13 protein-coding genes are annotated in these 15,331 nt (G+C 45.0%); 4 read left to right on the top strand and 9 right to left on the bottom strand.

Annotated features, from left to right (window positions below; genetic code table 11):
* Positions 1–7 precede the first annotated feature (7 nt).
* Positions 8–262, top strand: coding sequence for a DUF3624 domain-containing protein (locus tag HKI82_RS13800; protein WP_171138340.1), 255 nt, complete (start codon positions 8–10; stop codon positions 260–262).
* Positions 263–483: 221 nt separating this feature from the next.
* Here HKI82_RS13800 and argH read toward each other — a convergent pair whose 3' ends face one another.
* The 4 genes from argH to argC form a co-directional block, all read right to left on the bottom strand.
* A complete protein-coding gene (gene argH / locus HKI82_RS13795; protein WP_102941199.1) occupies positions 484–2,358 on the bottom strand; it encodes an argininosuccinate lyase in 1,875 nt (624 codons plus the stop codon).
* A 149-nt stretch (positions 2,359–2,507) separates the two neighbouring features.
* Positions 2,508–3,722: an argininosuccinate synthase gene (locus HKI82_RS13790; protein WP_102941200.1), complete on the bottom strand. Its 1,215-nt coding sequence runs from the start codon at positions 3,720–3,722 to the stop codon at positions 2,508–2,510.
* Positions 3,723–3,857: 135 nt separating this feature from the next.
* The gene (argB, locus tag HKI82_RS13785) at positions 3,858–4,649 is read right to left on the bottom strand and encodes an acetylglutamate kinase (RefSeq protein ID WP_171138339.1); all 792 of its coding nucleotides are present in this window, start codon (positions 4,647–4,649) and stop codon (positions 3,858–3,860) included.
* Positions 4,650–4,658: 9 nt separating this feature from the next.
* On the bottom strand, positions 4,659–5,663 hold the full coding sequence (gene argC, locus HKI82_RS13780) for an N-acetyl-gamma-glutamyl-phosphate reductase (protein WP_171138338.1): 1,005 nt from the start codon (positions 5,661–5,663) through the stop codon (positions 4,659–4,661).
* Between the two features lie 156 nt (positions 5,664–5,819).
* Between argC and argE the strand changes: the two genes are divergently transcribed.
* The 3 genes from argE (at position 5,820) to HKI82_RS13765 (ending at position 10,749) form a co-directional block, all read left to right on the top strand.
* Entirely contained in the window at positions 5,820–6,956 is a 1,137-nt protein-coding gene (gene argE / locus HKI82_RS13775) for an acetylornithine deacetylase (protein ID WP_042485055.1), read from the top strand.
* Between the two features lie 243 nt (positions 6,957–7,199).
* Entirely contained in the window at positions 7,200–9,833 is a 2,634-nt protein-coding gene (gene ppc, locus HKI82_RS13770) for a phosphoenolpyruvate carboxylase (RefSeq protein WP_171138337.1), read from the top strand.
* A 376-nt stretch (positions 9,834–10,209) separates the two neighbouring features.
* On the top strand, positions 10,210–10,749 hold the full coding sequence (locus HKI82_RS13765; protein WP_102941203.1) for a PadR family transcriptional regulator: 540 nt from the start codon (positions 10,210–10,212) through the stop codon (positions 10,747–10,749).
* Positions 10,750–10,842: 93 nt separating this feature from the next.
* Here HKI82_RS13765 and cysE read toward each other — a convergent pair whose 3' ends face one another.
* The 5 genes from cysE to epmA all read right to left on the bottom strand — a co-directional run bounded on the left by cysE (position 10,843) and on the right by epmA (position 15,198).
* Complete coding sequence (gene cysE, locus HKI82_RS13760; RefSeq protein WP_102941204.1) at positions 10,843–11,664, bottom strand: serine O-acetyltransferase; 822 nt, start codon at positions 11,662–11,664, stop codon at positions 10,843–10,845.
* Positions 11,665–11,748: 84 nt separating this feature from the next.
* Positions 11,749–12,783, bottom strand: coding sequence for an NAD(P)H-dependent glycerol-3-phosphate dehydrogenase (gene gpsA, locus HKI82_RS13755; protein ID WP_171138336.1), 1,035 nt, complete (start codon positions 12,781–12,783; stop codon positions 11,749–11,751).
* Between the two features lie 187 nt (positions 12,784–12,970).
* On the bottom strand, positions 12,971–13,444 hold the full coding sequence (gene secB / locus HKI82_RS13750) for a protein-export chaperone SecB (protein WP_102941206.1): 474 nt from the start codon (positions 13,442–13,444) through the stop codon (positions 12,971–12,973).
* 183 nt (positions 13,445–13,627) lie between these two features.
* A complete protein-coding gene (locus HKI82_RS13745) occupies positions 13,628–14,062 on the bottom strand; it encodes a rhodanese-like domain-containing protein (RefSeq protein ID WP_171138335.1) in 435 nt (144 codons plus the stop codon).
* A gap of 161 nt (positions 14,063–14,223) precedes the next feature.
* Positions 14,224–15,198: an elongation factor P--(R)-beta-lysine ligase gene (epmA, locus tag HKI82_RS13740; RefSeq protein WP_171138334.1), complete on the bottom strand. Its 975-nt coding sequence runs from the start codon at positions 15,196–15,198 to the stop codon at positions 14,224–14,226.
* Between the last annotated feature and the right edge of the window lie 133 nt (positions 15,199–15,331).

Raw genomic sequence — 15,331 nt, 5'->3', positions numbered from 1 at the left:
GAAAGAGATGGCTTGCAGTAACTGCCAACAAAATTGGTTTTGGAAGAAGATAGGTAAATGCCAGCGTTGCATGGATCAGCTCACCGTTTTGTCTGTGCTTTGCTGGGTGGTATGGTTTTTCTTCTTTAAGCAAGATCCACGCAGTATTGAATCTATCGCGCTGATAATCGCAGGCTTTGCTTTCAACGCTCTGCTTTTTCTACACCTATGGATGAAATTCGTCATTCTTCCTTGGCGCAAACGACAAGGAAAAGACGATTAGAGACGAGTTAAGAGACATCAATTATTAGGGAACGTATAACGGAGGGGAAAATGATTCCTCCAGAAAAAGAAAAAGCCCTAAAATCAATAATTGTTTTAGGGCTCTCTTAGATTCTTCTAAGAAAAAGCAGTGGTATTAAAGTAGACCGTGCTTTTTCTGATTGGTTCCAGAAAATTTTGATCTTTTTTCGATCTTATTTTCCAGACTTAATATTCAATAGCTTATGCAACTTTCATCTTAGTAATTAGCTGTTCTGAAACATTCACTTCAAGCGCAACTTCATCACAAGCATGCTGACGAGGACATTTCTCACAATCTTTGAGAACTTTCTCTGGCAACAAAGTTTTAGATGTTGGAATAAAATCCAGCTTCATAAAGAACTCGGGAGTACGAGTCAGTACGAATACTTTCTTGATCGCCATTTGACGCGCTTTATTTACCAGATATTGAACAATCGCTGTACCTTGCCCTTGACCTTGCCAACCCGCTTCAACGCCGAGTGAGCGAATTTCCGCTAAGCCAGAGTCATAAACATAGAGGGAAGCACACCCAGTGATTTCACCGTTATGTTCCGCCACAGCAAATGAGCCAATATCGCGCACGATTTCATTACGAGAACGTGGTAGGTTTTCACCCATATTCGCCCAGTAAGTCACCATACCTTCCAAAGCTTCAATATCCGTTAAGCGAGCAGGACGCACCTTCACAGATGTGGCATCTCGTTTAGATAAACGCGACTCTGCTTGCTCGACTGCGTAAGCCACCTGATGAGGCGCTACGCCACCAAGAGCACTACGTTTTTCCAAACAAGACTCAATGGTCAGAATCGCATACACATCGTCTTCAATCACTGGCGAGAAGGCTTTCAGCTCTTCTAGCGTTAACTCTTCCAACGCGCAGCCTTTGGCAATGGCAGCAACCACAGTCACACCCACGATATGGTGCGCTTCACGGAATGGAATACCTTTCGCTACTAGGTAATCCGCTAGCTCGGTTGAGTTTGCATAGCCTTGTTTTGCCGCTTCCAGTGTACGTTCACCGTTCACTTTGATGCCCTCAAAACATAGCGCAGCCATTTCCATACAATCGTTCCAAGTATCCAAAGCGTCAAACAGACCTTCTTTGTCTTCTTGCATATCTTTGTTGTATGCCAAAGGTAGCGCTTTAACCGTCATCATCATGCCCGCTAACGAACCGTAAACACGGCCAGTTTTACCACGGATAAGCTCAAGCGCATCTGGGTTTTTCTTCTGTGGCATCAGTGATGAACCTGAAGTGACAGTATCTGCCAACTCAATGAAACCAGACTCACCTGAGTTGTAGAAAATCATATCTTCAGCCAGACGAGAAAGGTGCAGCATAGAGATAGAAGCAACAGACATCAGTTCCATCACGTGATCGCGGTCTGATACAGAATCCAGAGAGTTACGCGTTGCACGACGGAAACCAAGGTTATGAGCCAGCTTTTCACGATCCATTGGATACGCTGTACCAGCAAGAGCACCAGAGCCTAGCGGACAAGTATCAAGACGCTTAATGGCATCACTGACACGTGAATAGTCACGCTCAAACATCTCAACATAAGCCAAGCACCAGTGAGCAAAAGTTACAGGCTGAGCACGTTGCAAGTGGGTGTAGCCCGGCAGCACCGTACCTTGATGCTCTCTTGCCACTGAAACCATTTTGCTTTGTAGACGATCAAGCGCGATTAGCAACTGTTGACCTTGCTGACGACACCAAAGTTTCAAGTCGGTCGCGACTTGGTCATTACGTGAACGGCCAGTATGAAGTTTTTTACCTAAGTCACCGACTTTACCGATCAGTTGCTGCTCTACCCATGAGTGAATATCTTCAGCGTCTGAACGCAGAATCTGCTCAGGATCTTCCATCACTTCCAGTTTGAGTTCATTCAATGCCAACTCAAGCTTTTGCTGTTCGTCTTCACTCAGTACGTTTACAGAAAGTAATGCTTTAGACCATGCAATAGAACCCACAATGTCTTGCTCAGCTAATCGGTAATCAAAGCGTAATGAATCATTAAACTCTTTGAATCTCGTATCTGCTGCTTGGGTAAATCTTCCGCCCCATAATGCCATTGTGCTTCTCCTGCATCTAATTCCTTGGTTAATTGACCAAAGAATACTTCATTTCTGCCAGTGTTTAAGTGTTTTTTATAATTAAGGATCGCGCTTGAGCGATCCTTTTTTTGTTTCTAATTCAGCTCCCTTTGACGGGAGCTAAGGTATTACTTCTTCGCTTCGTTAAGAGCTCTGATACGGCTAGCCAAAGAGTAAAGACGGATGAAGCCGCCTGCATGGCTTTGGTCGTAAACTTCGTCTGCACCGAAGGTTGCGAACTCTTCTGAGTACAAGCTGTTTTCAGAACGTTTTTGTGTTGCTGTTGCTTGGCCTTTGTAAAGTTTGATCACCACTTCACCGTTGATGTCTTCAGCTAGTGCATCTGCCGCAGCAAATACTGATTTACGTAGCGGAGTGAACCAACGACCGTCATACACTAGGTGAGAAGCTTTGATACCGATTTCTTCACGGAACTCAAAAGAAGCTTTGTCTAGAACAAGTTGTTCAACGGCACGTAGCGCTTCCATCATGATAGTGCCCCCTGGAGTTTCGTAACAACCACGAGACTTCATACCTACTAGACGGTTTTCAACGATATCGATACGGCCAACGCCATGTTTCACACCTTTCTCATTCAGAGCAACAAGTGCTTGGTATGGAGATAGCTCTTTACCGTCTACTGCAACCACTTCGCCTTTTTTCACTTTCAGAGTGACGTATTCAGCTTCGTTTGGTGCTTGTTCTGGGTCTATAGTCCACGCCCAGCAATCTGCGTTTGGCGCATTCCAAGTGCTTTCCAACACGCCACCTTCTGTTGAGATGTGCCATGCGTTTGCATCACGAGAGTAGATTTTAGTCAGAGACGCAGCACATGGGATGTTACGTGCAGCTAGGTAGTCCAGACACTCTTCACGGCTCACTAGATCCCATTCACGCCAAGGAGCGATAACATGTAGATCTGGTGCTAGTGCTGCAAATGCGCCTTCGAAACGAACTTGGTCGTTACCTTTACCAGTACAACCGTGAGCCAGTGCATCAGCACCCACTTTACGAGCAACTTCTACTTGCGCTTTTGCAATAACAGGACGAGCCATAGAAGTACCTAGTAGGTATTTGCCTTCGTAGTACGCACCCGTTTTTAGCGTTGGGTAGATGTAGTCTTTTACCAATTCTTCTTTCAGGTCAACGACGTAACACTCTGAAGCACCAGAAGCGATAGCTTTTTCTTCGATACCAACTAACTCTTCTGCGCCTTGGCCAACATCAGCCACAAATGCCACTACTTCACACTCATAGTTCTCTTTCAACCATGGAATGATTACTGATGTATCTAGACCGCCAGAGTAGGCTACGACAACTTTTTTGACTTGAACTTTGCTCATTTTATATCTCCAAATATCTGGCTCTGCACTTGGCGGTCAGGGCTCAGGATTCCTTAAAATTCGTTTGTTTAACGAACAACCTTTGTTGACTAACAGTTTTAAATTAGTTGTTCTTAAATAGCTATTTCTAATTGATTACTGAGGTAAAAATTGAGTACCGATACTTTCACCTGAGAATAACTTGGCAAGCTTTTCTGGGTAACGCCATGTCGCCACTTCAATCGGACGACCAAGCTCTTTTGCGGCATCCAATGCAGCATTTACTTTTACGATCATGCCGTCGGTAATCACTTTACCTTCAATTAAGCTTTTTGCTTTTGACTCATCAAGGGATGCAATCAGATGACCTTTGCCATCCAGTACACCACTCACGTCAGATAGAAGAACTAACTCTGCATCCAGTGCGCTGGCAACAGAGACTGCCGCTTGGTCAGCATTTACGTTCATCATTTGACCGTCTTTTGTCAGACCAATCGAGCTGATAATTGGCACGACACCGGCTTCAAGCAGAAGCTTAGTCACAGTGCCATCACCTGCCTTTGATTTACCGACAGCGCCCAGTTCAGGATCGAGTTCTTCTACTACACATAAACCACCATCAGCCAGACATAAACCCACAGCGTTTAAGCCATCTTTAATTGCCTGACCTTGCAGCATCTTGTTCGCTGTGCCTGCTAGAGCACCAGCAATTACACCAATTTGGTCGTAAGGCGTTACACGTAGACCGTCTTTTTTAACGGTTGGTAACTGCAACTTAGCCATTAGTTCATCCACAAGGTAACCGCCACCGTGAACGATAACAATTCGTCGCTGAGCTTGGGCTTGATACTGTGCGATTGCGCTAAAAAGCTTACTTAGCGTCTCTGAACAAGACAGAGCTGCGCCGCCTAACTTAATCACCAATGGATCTAGTTTTGTATCCGTCATATATAACCCTTACACCAGAGCTGTAAGCTCATCGAAACCGTAGTGAATGTTTAAACACTGCATCGCTTGACTCGATGCACCTTTTAATAAATTGTCGATTGCTGAAACGACAATGATATGTTCGCCCTGCACTTTCCAACCGATATCGCAGAACGGAGTAAATTCAACATCTTGGATACGTGGTAAAGAATCCAAGCGCAGACGTACAGCAGGTTTACCTTGGTAAGCTTGAGTGAATGCTTGGTTCACTTGCTCAGCGGTTACACCTTGTGCCAGCTTCATCGTGATAGTGGCTAAAATACCGCGTTTAAAATTGCCTAAATGTGGTGTAAATATCACTTCACGACCAAGGTGAGTGGCAATTTCTGGCTGATGACGGTGTGTAAACACGCCATAAGGTTGCAAGCTCACTTCACAGAAGCTGTTCGTTAGAGTGGCTTTACGGCCAGCTCCCGATACACCACTGGTCGCATTGATCACAGGCCACTGTTGTAAATCTAATAAATCACTTTCAATCAGAGGTTTAATCGCTAATTGAGAAGCGGTTGGATAACAACCAGCTACAGCAACCAATTGACTCTGTTTAATATTTTCGAGGTTCCACTCAGCTAAGCCGTAAGCCGCCTTTTTAAGCCACTCAGCATGCTGATGTTCAAAACCATAGTATTGAGTATAGAAACTCTCACCATCGACACGGTAAGCACCAGAAAGATCGAAAACTTGGCAGTTGTTAGCCAGAAAAACAGGTGCAATATCGTGGCTGACTTCATGTGCAGTCGCCAGAAACACCACGTCACACTCTTGCGCGACTTTTTCAACATCCACTAAAGGTTGCACTGGCACATCAAGCAGACCTGATAGCTTGCCGTGTAACTGACCAATTGACTTTCCTGCATCAGCGCTGTTGGCTGAAACGTATAAACCTGATAGCGTGAGCTCAGGGTGTTTGTGCACCATAAGAGCCAGTTCTGCTCCGGTATAGCCGCTTGCGCCGATGATGGTGGTTTTTAACATCTCAAAACGTCCTAAATCGAGTAAAAAATCGACAATTAAAAGTGACTATAAATATTTAAATTTGGCACTTTTATCGGTTTTTTATTCACTAAAAGTGATTTAATATGTGTTTTACAGTTTCAACGTAATTCTGTCAATAGTAGGAGCAAATAATATATGCAATTGCCAAGTTTCCTTGAGGTTTATGAAGGTCTTATTTCAACCTCATCCATCAGCTCCACCGATAGTCGTTGGGATGAAGGTAACGAACAAGTCATTTCCAAATTAGCGGACTGGTGCAGCGCTTTGGGCTTTCAAGTGGACGTGGTTCAAGTTGCTCCGGGCAAACAAAACCTGATTGCTAAAAAAGGCGAAGGTGAAGGCGGCTTACTGCTATCCGGTCACAGTGATACCGTTCCTTTTGACGAGGGTCGCTGGAACTTCAATCCGCATGCGTTAACTGAAGCGAATAACCGCTTCTATGGTTTAGGTACTGCCGATATGAAAGGCTTCTTTGCTTTTATTTTAGAAGCAGTGAAGAAAGTGGACTGGAGCAAACAGAAAAAGCCTCTCTATATATTGGCAACCTGTGATGAAGAGACAACCATGCTCGGCGCGCGTCACTTCACGCAGAACACCCCCTTCAAACCTGACTACTGCATTATTGGTGAGCCAACCAGCTTAGTGCCTGTACGTGGCCATAAAGGACATGTGGCAAATGCCATTCGTGTGACGGGGAAATCGGGTCACTCTTCAAACCCAGCTCTAGGCGTGAATGCAATTGAGATCATGCATGAAGTACTTTATGCGCTGATGCAACTGCGCGATAAGTTAGTCAAAGAGTATCACCACCCAGGTTTTGATATTCCAAGCCCTACTTTAAACCTAGGACATATCCACGGAGGCGATAGCCCGAATCGTATCTGTGGCTGCTGTGAACTTCACTATGATGTTCGCCCTCTCCCAGGAATTAGCCTTGATGGTTTAGACAACATGCTGCGTAGCGCGCTGACTCAAGTTCAAGAGAAATGGCCGGGACGAATTGAGATCGAACCGCTGCACGATGCCATTCCAGGCTATGAATGTGAGCACGACCATCCATTTATTGCGGGGATCAGCGAAATCACCGGCGTTGAAGCTCAAACGGTTAACTATTGTACTGAAGCTCCGTTCCTACAAGAGTTGTGTCCGACACTGGTCATGGGGCCGGGCTCTATCGACCAAGCTCACCAACCAGACGAATTTTTGGCCTTCGAGTTCATCGACCCGACAATTAACATCCTTTCTAAGGCGATGTACAAATACTGCTTCTAGTTCACGACTTATAACCGCCAAACAACAAGACATAACACATTAATAACAATGTGATTAACGTCTTGTTGTTTTGTAAGAAAATTCCAACAAACCACTCAAATTGAGCAAACTTACATTACACACAAACAGGTAAAAACTGGCAAAGATATCACCAGCATCATTTGACTAGACTGGGCAAACTTAGATAAATTGTCTTTCTAACAAGGAACACAGGATGTAATTTTTTTACAAGGCAGGATGACAATGAACGAACAATACTCTGCACTCAAAAGTAACGTAAGCATGCTTGGGCATCTATTGGGTAAAACCATTCAAGATGCAGATGGCGACGTTATTTTGGAGAAAGTGGAAACCATTCGTAAGCTTTCAAAATCTGCGATGGCAGGTAATCAAGCGGATCGGAATCTACTTATTGAAGAGATAAAAAGCCTTCCCAACGAGCAATTGACTCCGGTGGCTCGTGCTTTTAACCAATTTTTGAATTTGACCAATATCGCTGAACAGTACCACACCATTTCTCGCCATTGCGAAGAGAACGTGTGTGAACCAGATGCAATCCATGCTCTGTTTTCAAAACTCAGCCAGAATTCTATTAGCAAACTTGATACCGCACAGGCACTACGCGAACTCAACATTGAGCTGGTATTGACCGCTCACCCAACAGAGATCACTCGTCGTACGATGATCAACAAGTTGGTAAAAATAAATGAGTGTCTGTCTCGACTCGAGTTAACCGAACTCTCCTCTAAAGAACGTCGTAAAACTGAACGCCGTCTAGAACAATTAATTGCTCAAAGCTGGCATTCAGATGTTATTCGTCAGCAACGTCCAACACCATTAGACGAAGCAAAATGGGGCTTTGCTGTTGTAGAAAACTCTCTATGGCAAGCTGTACCTGAGTTCCTGCGTGATCTGAATGAGCGTGCAAAAGAATACTTGGGCGAAGGTCTGCCTCTAGACGCTCGTCCAGTTCATTTCTCATCTTGGATGGGTGGTGACCGAGACGGCAACCCATTTGTCACTCACACCATTACTCGTGAAGTATTGCTACTTTCTCGTTGGAAAGCGGCGGACCTTTACCTAGGCGATATTAACGAGTTGGTTAGCGAATTATCGATGACCAAATGCAGTGACGAGCTACGCCAACTTGCCGGTGAAAATGAACATGAACCGTATCGCGCAATTCTAAAAGGCTTACGCTCACTGCTCCAAGAAACTCTCGAAGTTCTGGATGCCAAAGTTCACGGTGAGAAGTTTCCTAAGAAAGCACCACTGCAGGACATCAGCCAGCTTTGGGACCCGCTTTACGCGTGTTATAAGTCACTGCATGAGTGCGGCATGGGTGTCATCGCTGACGGTTCACTGCTAGACACTTTACGCCGTATCAAAGCATTTGGCGTTCACTTAGTGCGTCTTGATATCCGTCAGGAAAGTACTCGCCACGCGGATGTTCTGTCTGAGCTGACTCGTTACCTAGGTATCGGTGATTACAATCACTGGAGCGAACAAGACAAGATTTCATTCTTAACCAATGAATTGAGCTCTAAGCGCCCTCTTCTTCCTCGTGATTGGCAGCCTTCTGAGCAAGTTCAAGAGGTTCTTGATACTTGTAAGATCATTGCTGCACAACCACGCGCAGCGTTTGGTGCATACGTGATCTCTATGGCTCGCACTGCTTCTGATGTGCTTGCCGTGCACCTATTGCTTCAAGAAGCAGGCTGTCCTTACCGTATGGACGTGTGCCCGCTGTTCGAAACATTGGATGACTTGAACAACGCTGAAGACGTGATCAAGCAACTGATGAGCATCGACCTATACCGAGGCTTCATCCAAAACCACCAAATGGTGATGATCGGCTATTCAGATTCAGCGAAAGATGCGGGCGTAATGTCTGCTGGCTGGGCACAATACCGTGCAATGGATTCACTGGTGAAAGTATGTGACCAAGAAGGTATTGAACTGACGCTGTTCCATGGCCGTGGCGGCACAATCGGTCGTGGTGGTGCGCCAGCACACGCAGCACTGCTTTCTCAGCCACCAAAGAGCCTTAAAGGTGGTCTGCGTGTAACCGAGCAAGGTGAGATGATTCGCTTTAAGCTTGGTCTGCCAGAAATTGCCGTGAACAGCTTCAACATGTACGCAAGTGCAATCCTTGAAGCAAACCTACTGCCACCACCAGAGCCAAAACAAGATTGGCGTGACTTGATGGATGCACTTTCAGAAGTTTCTTGTGAAGCCTATCGCCACGTGGTTCGTGGTGAGCCTGATTTTGTTCCTTACTTCCGTCAAGCGACACCTGAACTTGAGCTAGGCAAACTGCCTCTCGGTTCCCGTCCTGCCAAACGTAACCCGAATGGTGGCGTAGAAAGCTTACGTGCGATTCCGTGGATCTTCTCTTGGAGCCAAAACCGTTTGATGCTTCCTGCGTGGTTGGGTGCTGGTGAGGCAATTCAGTACTCGATTGATAAAGGTCACCAAGCTCTGCTTGAAGAGATGTGTCGCGAGTGGCCATTCTTCTCAACTCGCCTTGGTATGCTTGAAATGGTGTACACCAAATGCAGTGTTGATTTGGCTCGTTACTATGATGAGCGTCTGGTTGATGAGAAGCTACGTCCACTCGGCCAGCGTCTGCGTGATCAGCTACAAAAAGACATCAAAACGGTGCTAAATGTAGAGAACAACGAGAATCTGATGCAAAGTGATCCTTGGGGTCAGGAATCAATCCGTCTGCGCAGTATCTATGTAGAACCGTTGAACATGCTACAGGCAGAACTGCTGTACCGTACTCGTCAAACAGAAACACCGGCAACGGAGCTGGAAGAAGCACTGATGGTGACGATTGCTGGTATTGCAGCAGGTATGCGTAACACAGGCTAATTGACAGAATTATATTTTGTTAAAAAACCAAAAGGTCGCAACTTAGCGGCCTTTTATTTTGCTTGGGAATTTTATTGAGAATAATATCAGTTTTTTGAATCAAATCGCTCTTGTATTCTACTTTATGCTTATTATTTAGATATACTACTGCACCTCTACGATACCGACACTAATAAAAAAGAGATCGTAGCGAGGTATGCATACGCATAACTACCTCTAGGTGATAAACGGCTTTAAAGGTGACATGAACAGCACACTTGTGCTGAATTTGCTTAAGTTTTCTAACTATTAAGTGTTTAAAAAACACGTGCCAACAGAAGCACAAACGATAGTTAAGCAATTTTAAAACTTACTTAACCACTTTGGATAAAAAGACATGTCATTACCACACGTAATTCTCACTGTTCTAAGCACACGTGATGCTACGGGATACGACATCACAAAAGAATTTTCAGCAAGTATTGGTTACTTCTGGAAAGCCAGTCATCAACAAGTTTACCGCGAACTGAACAAAATGGGCCAACAAGGTTTGGTTACTTGTGTTTTGGAACCGCAAGAAGGTAAACCTGATAGAAAAGTCTATTCAATTACAGAATCTGGCCGCAGTGCGTTGGGCGAATGGTTCGAGCAACCAACAGCTCACCCAACTGTACGAGATGAATTTAGCGCTAAGCTTATTGCTTGCTCAGTTCAACCGTCTGCACCTTTTAGATCTCAACTAGGTGAACTGGTTGAAGAGTCTCGCAAGCTTGTTGCGCACTATCAAGAAATCGAAGCTGCCTACTACGCAACGCCTGCAGTATTAGACAAGCAGCAACGTTTAGAGCGTTTGACACTGCGTCGTAATTTACTTCTTCGTCAAACTTGGATTGAGTGGGCTGAAGAAGTTATGGCTGAGCTTGATGCTATTGGCTAATACGCCAACGTCATACTCACTCTGCTTTACGAGATAAAGAAAAGGGATAATGCTCTGCATTATCCCTTTTTGTTTTTCTGTTCACGCAGCGAGCTAAATACCGTCGCCACCTGTAAATGTCTGTACGCGACCGTTAAACTGCTGGTCCATATCGAAGGATGGTTTCTCAGAACGTGGACGACCGACAATACGCGCTGGAACACCAGCTACAGTCGTATGTGGAGGAACCGCTTGAAGCACTACCGAGCACGAGCCAATTTTCGCCCCTTCGCCCACTTCAATGTTGCCCAGAATTTTCGCACCCGCACCAATCATCACACCTTCGCGGATTTTCGGATGACGGTCACCGCACTCTTTACCTGTACCACCAAGGGTGACGTCTTGAAGGATAGAAACGTCATTTTCAACCACAGCCGTTTCACCAATGACAATCCCCGTTGCGTGGTCAAGCATGATGCCTCGACCAATACGCGCTGCTGGGTGAATATCCACTTGGCAAGCGACAGAAATCTGGTTTTGCAGGTAAGTAGCCAGCGCCACGCGGCCTTGTTTCCAAAGCCAGTTAGCCACTCGGTATCCTTGCAACGCGTGATAACCTTTGAGGTAAAGCAGTGGCATTGAGTACATCGATACCGCTGGGTCACGGTTAACGGTCGCACAAATATCACACGCAGCAGATTCCGTAATACTAGGATCAGCAGCAAAGGCTTCTTCAACCACTTCACGCACTGCCATTGCAGGCATTGAAGCAGTGTTCAATTTGTTTGCAAGAATGTAGCTCAATGCCGAGGCCAAACTATCATGCTTAATGATGGTTGCATGATAGAAGCTGGCGAGCATTGGCTCCTGTTCAGACTGTTCGCGAGCTTCCTTAACGATGGTCTGCCAAACTTTCTCTTTTTCGCACAATTTCATTGGTTTATGTGTCCCGGACGTTCATTCAAAGTCAGGTCTGTATTTATAGTAATATCGAGTGAGATCCTGACCCGTGATACAAGGTTAACGTTCCGCTTTTTTGTCTCGCGCAAGCAAATCTTGAGCGGCTAAGCGTGCATCCTTCCCTTGATACAATACTTGATAAATTTGTTCAACTATAGGCATTTCAATACCCATACGCTCAGCAAGCGCCCACACTTCTTGGGTATTTCTATAACCTTCAACCACTTGGCCGATTTCCACTTGAGCAGTATCGACATCTTTACCTTGACCTAACGCTAGACCAAAACGACGATTTCGTGACTGGTTATCAGTACAGGTCAACACTAAGTCACCTAAACCAGCCATACCCATAAAGGTTTCAGCTTCAGCGCCTAACGCAATACCTAGGCGAGTCATTTCAGCAAGACCACGAGTAATCAGTGCTGTACGCGCATTGGCACCAAAGCCAATACCATCCGACATCCCCGCACCGATCGCAATAACGTTCTTCACTGCGCCGCCAAGCTGCATACCAATAAAGTCGCTGTTTGCATAGACGCGGAAAGTTTTACTACAGTGGATTTTCTCTTGCAGATCTTTCACAAATTGCGCATCTGGGGACGCCACTGAGATAGCGGTCGGCATACCCATAGCCAGTTCTTTGGCAAACGTTGGCCCAGATAACACAGCTAATGAGTGGCTATCACCAATCACATCATGAGCAACATCTTGTAGCAGTCTGCCTGTTTTTGGCTCCAAACCTTTGGTTGCCCAACACAATCGAGTGTCAGGACGCAAATACGGCTTTAAGCTGTTCAGTACAATACCAAACACATGGCTCGGAACAACCACCAGCAGATCACGACACGCTTCCACTGCTTTTTTCAAATCAGATTCAACAATCAAAGAGTCAGGGAAATCAATACCCGGTAAAAACGCTTGGTTAGCGCGATCAGCCTGTAATTTAGCCATGTGCTCTTCTTCGTGCCCCCAAAGAACAATGTTAGCGCCATTACGTGCTAATGAAATTGCCAAAGAGGTTCCGTAAGAGCCAGCACCAATAACTGTCATGGATACTGTTTTACCGTAAGCATTATTTACTTGTGCGTCTGTCATTGTTCCGCCCGATGAATAATCGTTTGTTAACACTAATTTTATACCCAAAGCCCAATATGCCAATCCTACTTAGGATCAAGCCAATGATTTGACTGAGCTTGGGTCAAAATAAAAATGCACATCGTACTCATCAAGTACGCTGTGCATTCATTGCCACGAATGGCTACATATTTAAACCGCTATTGCCTTAAGCGTCAGCGCTTTCTGTACCTTGACCAGCAGCTTGCTGTTGTAGGTAGTTCATGAACAATGCATCAAAGTTAACTGGTGCTAGGTTCAGTTGAGGGAAAGTACCTTTAACCACTAGGCTAGAGATAGTTTCACGCGCGTATGGGAATAGAATGTTCGGGCAGAATGCACCTAGGCAATGAGCTAGTTGACCCGCTTCCATGTTCTCAACAGTGAAGATACCGCCTTGTTGAACTTCACATAGGAAAGCTGTTTCTTCAGCATTCTTAACAGTAACTGTTAAACGTAGAACCACTTCGTAAACGCCTTCACCCAGTTCACGGCTTTGAGTGTCCAGGTCCAATTTTACATCTGGGTTCCATTCTTTTTGGAACATTACTGGAGAGTTTGGCGCTTCGAAAGAAACATCTTTTAGGAAAATACGTTGAATTGCGAAGTTTTGTTGTGCGTCTTGTGTTGCTGCTTCAGCCATTTTTAAATCCTTAATACTGATAAATTCCGGTCAAGGTTGATACCCTGAGACTAACCGAGAACGTTCTGAATCACGAGGCTGAGACATTACTTAAATATGTTCCAGAAAAATACGTGTAAAACATCACTTCTCTTTCAATCAAATACTGCCATTTAAGGCAGTATTTCAAATCGGTTATGGGTGTTATTTCTTACCACGAACAAGCGGAAGTTTTGCATCAACCCAGCCTGTAATGCCATTTTTAAGAACACTTACGTTCTCAAAACCAGCTTTAGTAAGTAAAGCTGCACTTTCACGAGCAGTTTGTCCCATCTTACATACCACAATGATTGGGTCAGATTTATGACTTTCAAGCGGACCAAAGTTATTCGCTTTGATATCAGTCGGCAAAATGTGAAGTGCGTCAGTAATGTGACCACGTTTGAATTCGTCTTTCGCACGAATATCGACAACAACACCATTCTCGCGGTTTAAAAGCTGAGTCACTTCTGGTGCAGTGAGCTCTTTGTATGTTGCTGTTGCAGATTTATAAATATTAAAAATCAACGCAACTAAGATACCGACCCAAGCTAGTGAGAGGATCATATTTTGTTGGAAAAACTGAATGTATTCTTGCATGTCCTGCGCTCTTACCGTTGTATATCAAAAAATGGTGGTTCAAAATCAGACAAGGAGTATAACGAGGTTAAACGCCTGAGGCGAGTAGTTACCACGTATAATCCTTGGCATGTGTCATGGTTTCAGCTTCTTTCCCCACATTTAAGGCAATGTGAAGCGAACTACGCTCGTGGGAAGGGAAATGCTGTCACTTTATCAATATGGTCCTCACCCAAGGCCAACATAATCAAACGATCAATGCCTAAAGCAACACCGGCGCATTCTGGCAGCCCCGCCTCTAGAGCGGCTATCAGATGATAGTCGATAGGTTGTTCCTCTAATCCCATCTGCAATCGCTTACGGTTATCTTGCTCAAAACGCGCTAACTGTTCTTTCGCGTTGTCCAGCTCATGAAATCCGTTTGCCAGTTCAATCCCTTTAAAATAGACCTCAAAACGGTCTGCAACTCTAGGATCGTGCGGGTTAATTTTCGCTAATGCCGCTTGAGATGCAGGGAAGTCGTAAACAAATACTGGTACTTGCTGCCCGATGTGCGGTTCGACACCAATACTGAACAGAAGCTGCAATAAAGTGTCTCTGTCTTCTTCTGGCTCAGCAATGTCACTTAAACCTAATCGCGCAGCCACTTTTTTCAGCTCAGCCATAGAACCTTCAAGCGGACAAACCTTTAATGCTGTTAAAAATGCATTTTGGTATGTCATACGCTCTGCAGCGCCCACTTTTAATACCATTTGCAACAGGTCATCCATTTCATCCATCAAGTCATGATGGTTAAAACCAACACGGTACCACTCCAGCATAGTGAACTCCGGGTTGTGATAACGACCATTCTCTTCGTTACGAAACGCTTTGTTGATTTGATAAATAGAGCCACTTCCTGCTGCCAGCAATCGCTTCATATGAAATTCAGGGCTTGTCATTAGATGCAGGCGGCTTCCGTTGGCGTACTCAGGACCAACAAACTCCGTTTGAAAGGTATGCAAGTGGATATCCGTCACCGTAGCGTGACTCATTGCAGGTGTGTCCACTTCCAGTACATCTCTTTGTGCAAAAAAATGACGTATTGACGCTAAAAGTTGTGCACGTTGCTGCAGTTGCTCTATCGATGCGGTTGGCATCCAGTCAGACTTATTCATTTGGTTATTCACATAATCAGGATTGAACAGATTTTACCTTTTCGAGCCAAAATACAAAACCTAAACGTGACTCTAATCACACAAGATAAAATTTGTATGCTTATGTTTGCACTACCGAAGCAAAAACCCAACA

Source organism: Vibrio plantisponsor (genome assembly GCF_013041605.1).
Taxonomy (GTDB): Bacteria; Pseudomonadota; Gammaproteobacteria; order Enterobacterales; family Vibrionaceae; genus Vibrio; species Vibrio plantisponsor.
The sequence above is the reverse complement of the archived record's forward strand: the minus strand, read 5'-3'. Positions and strand labels throughout refer to the sequence as shown.

Bases quoted from the DNA above. Each gene is read 5' to 3' on its own strand.
- HKI82_RS13765 (WP_102941203.1), top strand. From the start codon at position 10,210: ATGTCATTACCACACGTAATTCTCACTGTTCTAAGCACACGTGATGCT.
- argH (WP_102941199.1), bottom strand. From the start codon at position 2,358: ATGGCATTATGGGGCGGAAGATTTACCCAAGCAGCAGATACGAGATTC.
- argE (WP_042485055.1), top strand. From the start codon at position 5,820: ATGCAATTGCCAAGTTTCCTTGAGGTTTATGAAGGTCTTATTTCAACC.
- argC (WP_171138338.1), bottom strand. From the start codon at position 5,663: ATGTTAAAAACCACCATCATCGGCGCAAGCGGCTATACCGGAGCAGAA.
- HKI82_RS13745 (WP_171138335.1), bottom strand. From the start codon at position 14,062: ATGCAAGAATACATTCAGTTTTTCCAACAAAATATGATCCTCTCACTA.
- HKI82_RS13800 (WP_171138340.1), top strand. From the start codon at position 8: ATGGCTTGCAGTAACTGCCAACAAAATTGGTTTTGGAAGAAGATAGGT.
- gpsA (WP_171138336.1), bottom strand. From the start codon at position 12,783: ATGACAGACGCACAAGTAAATAATGCTTACGGTAAAACAGTATCCATG.
- argB (WP_171138339.1), bottom strand. From the start codon at position 4,649: ATGACGGATACAAAACTAGATCCATTGGTGATTAAGTTAGGCGGCGCA.
- HKI82_RS13790 (WP_102941200.1), bottom strand. From the start codon at position 3,722: ATGAGCAAAGTTCAAGTCAAAAAAGTTGTCGTAGCCTACTCTGGCGGT.
- cysE (WP_102941204.1), bottom strand. From the start codon at position 11,664: ATGAAATTGTGCGAAAAAGAGAAAGTTTGGCAGACCATCGTTAAGGAA.
- ppc (WP_171138337.1), top strand. From the start codon at position 7,200: ATGAACGAACAATACTCTGCACTCAAAAGTAACGTAAGCATGCTTGGG.
- epmA (WP_171138334.1), bottom strand. From the start codon at position 15,198: ATGAATAAGTCTGACTGGATGCCAACCGCATCGATAGAGCAACTGCAG.
- secB (WP_102941206.1), bottom strand. From the start codon at position 13,444: ATGGCTGAAGCAGCAACACAAGACGCACAACAAAACTTCGCAATTCAA.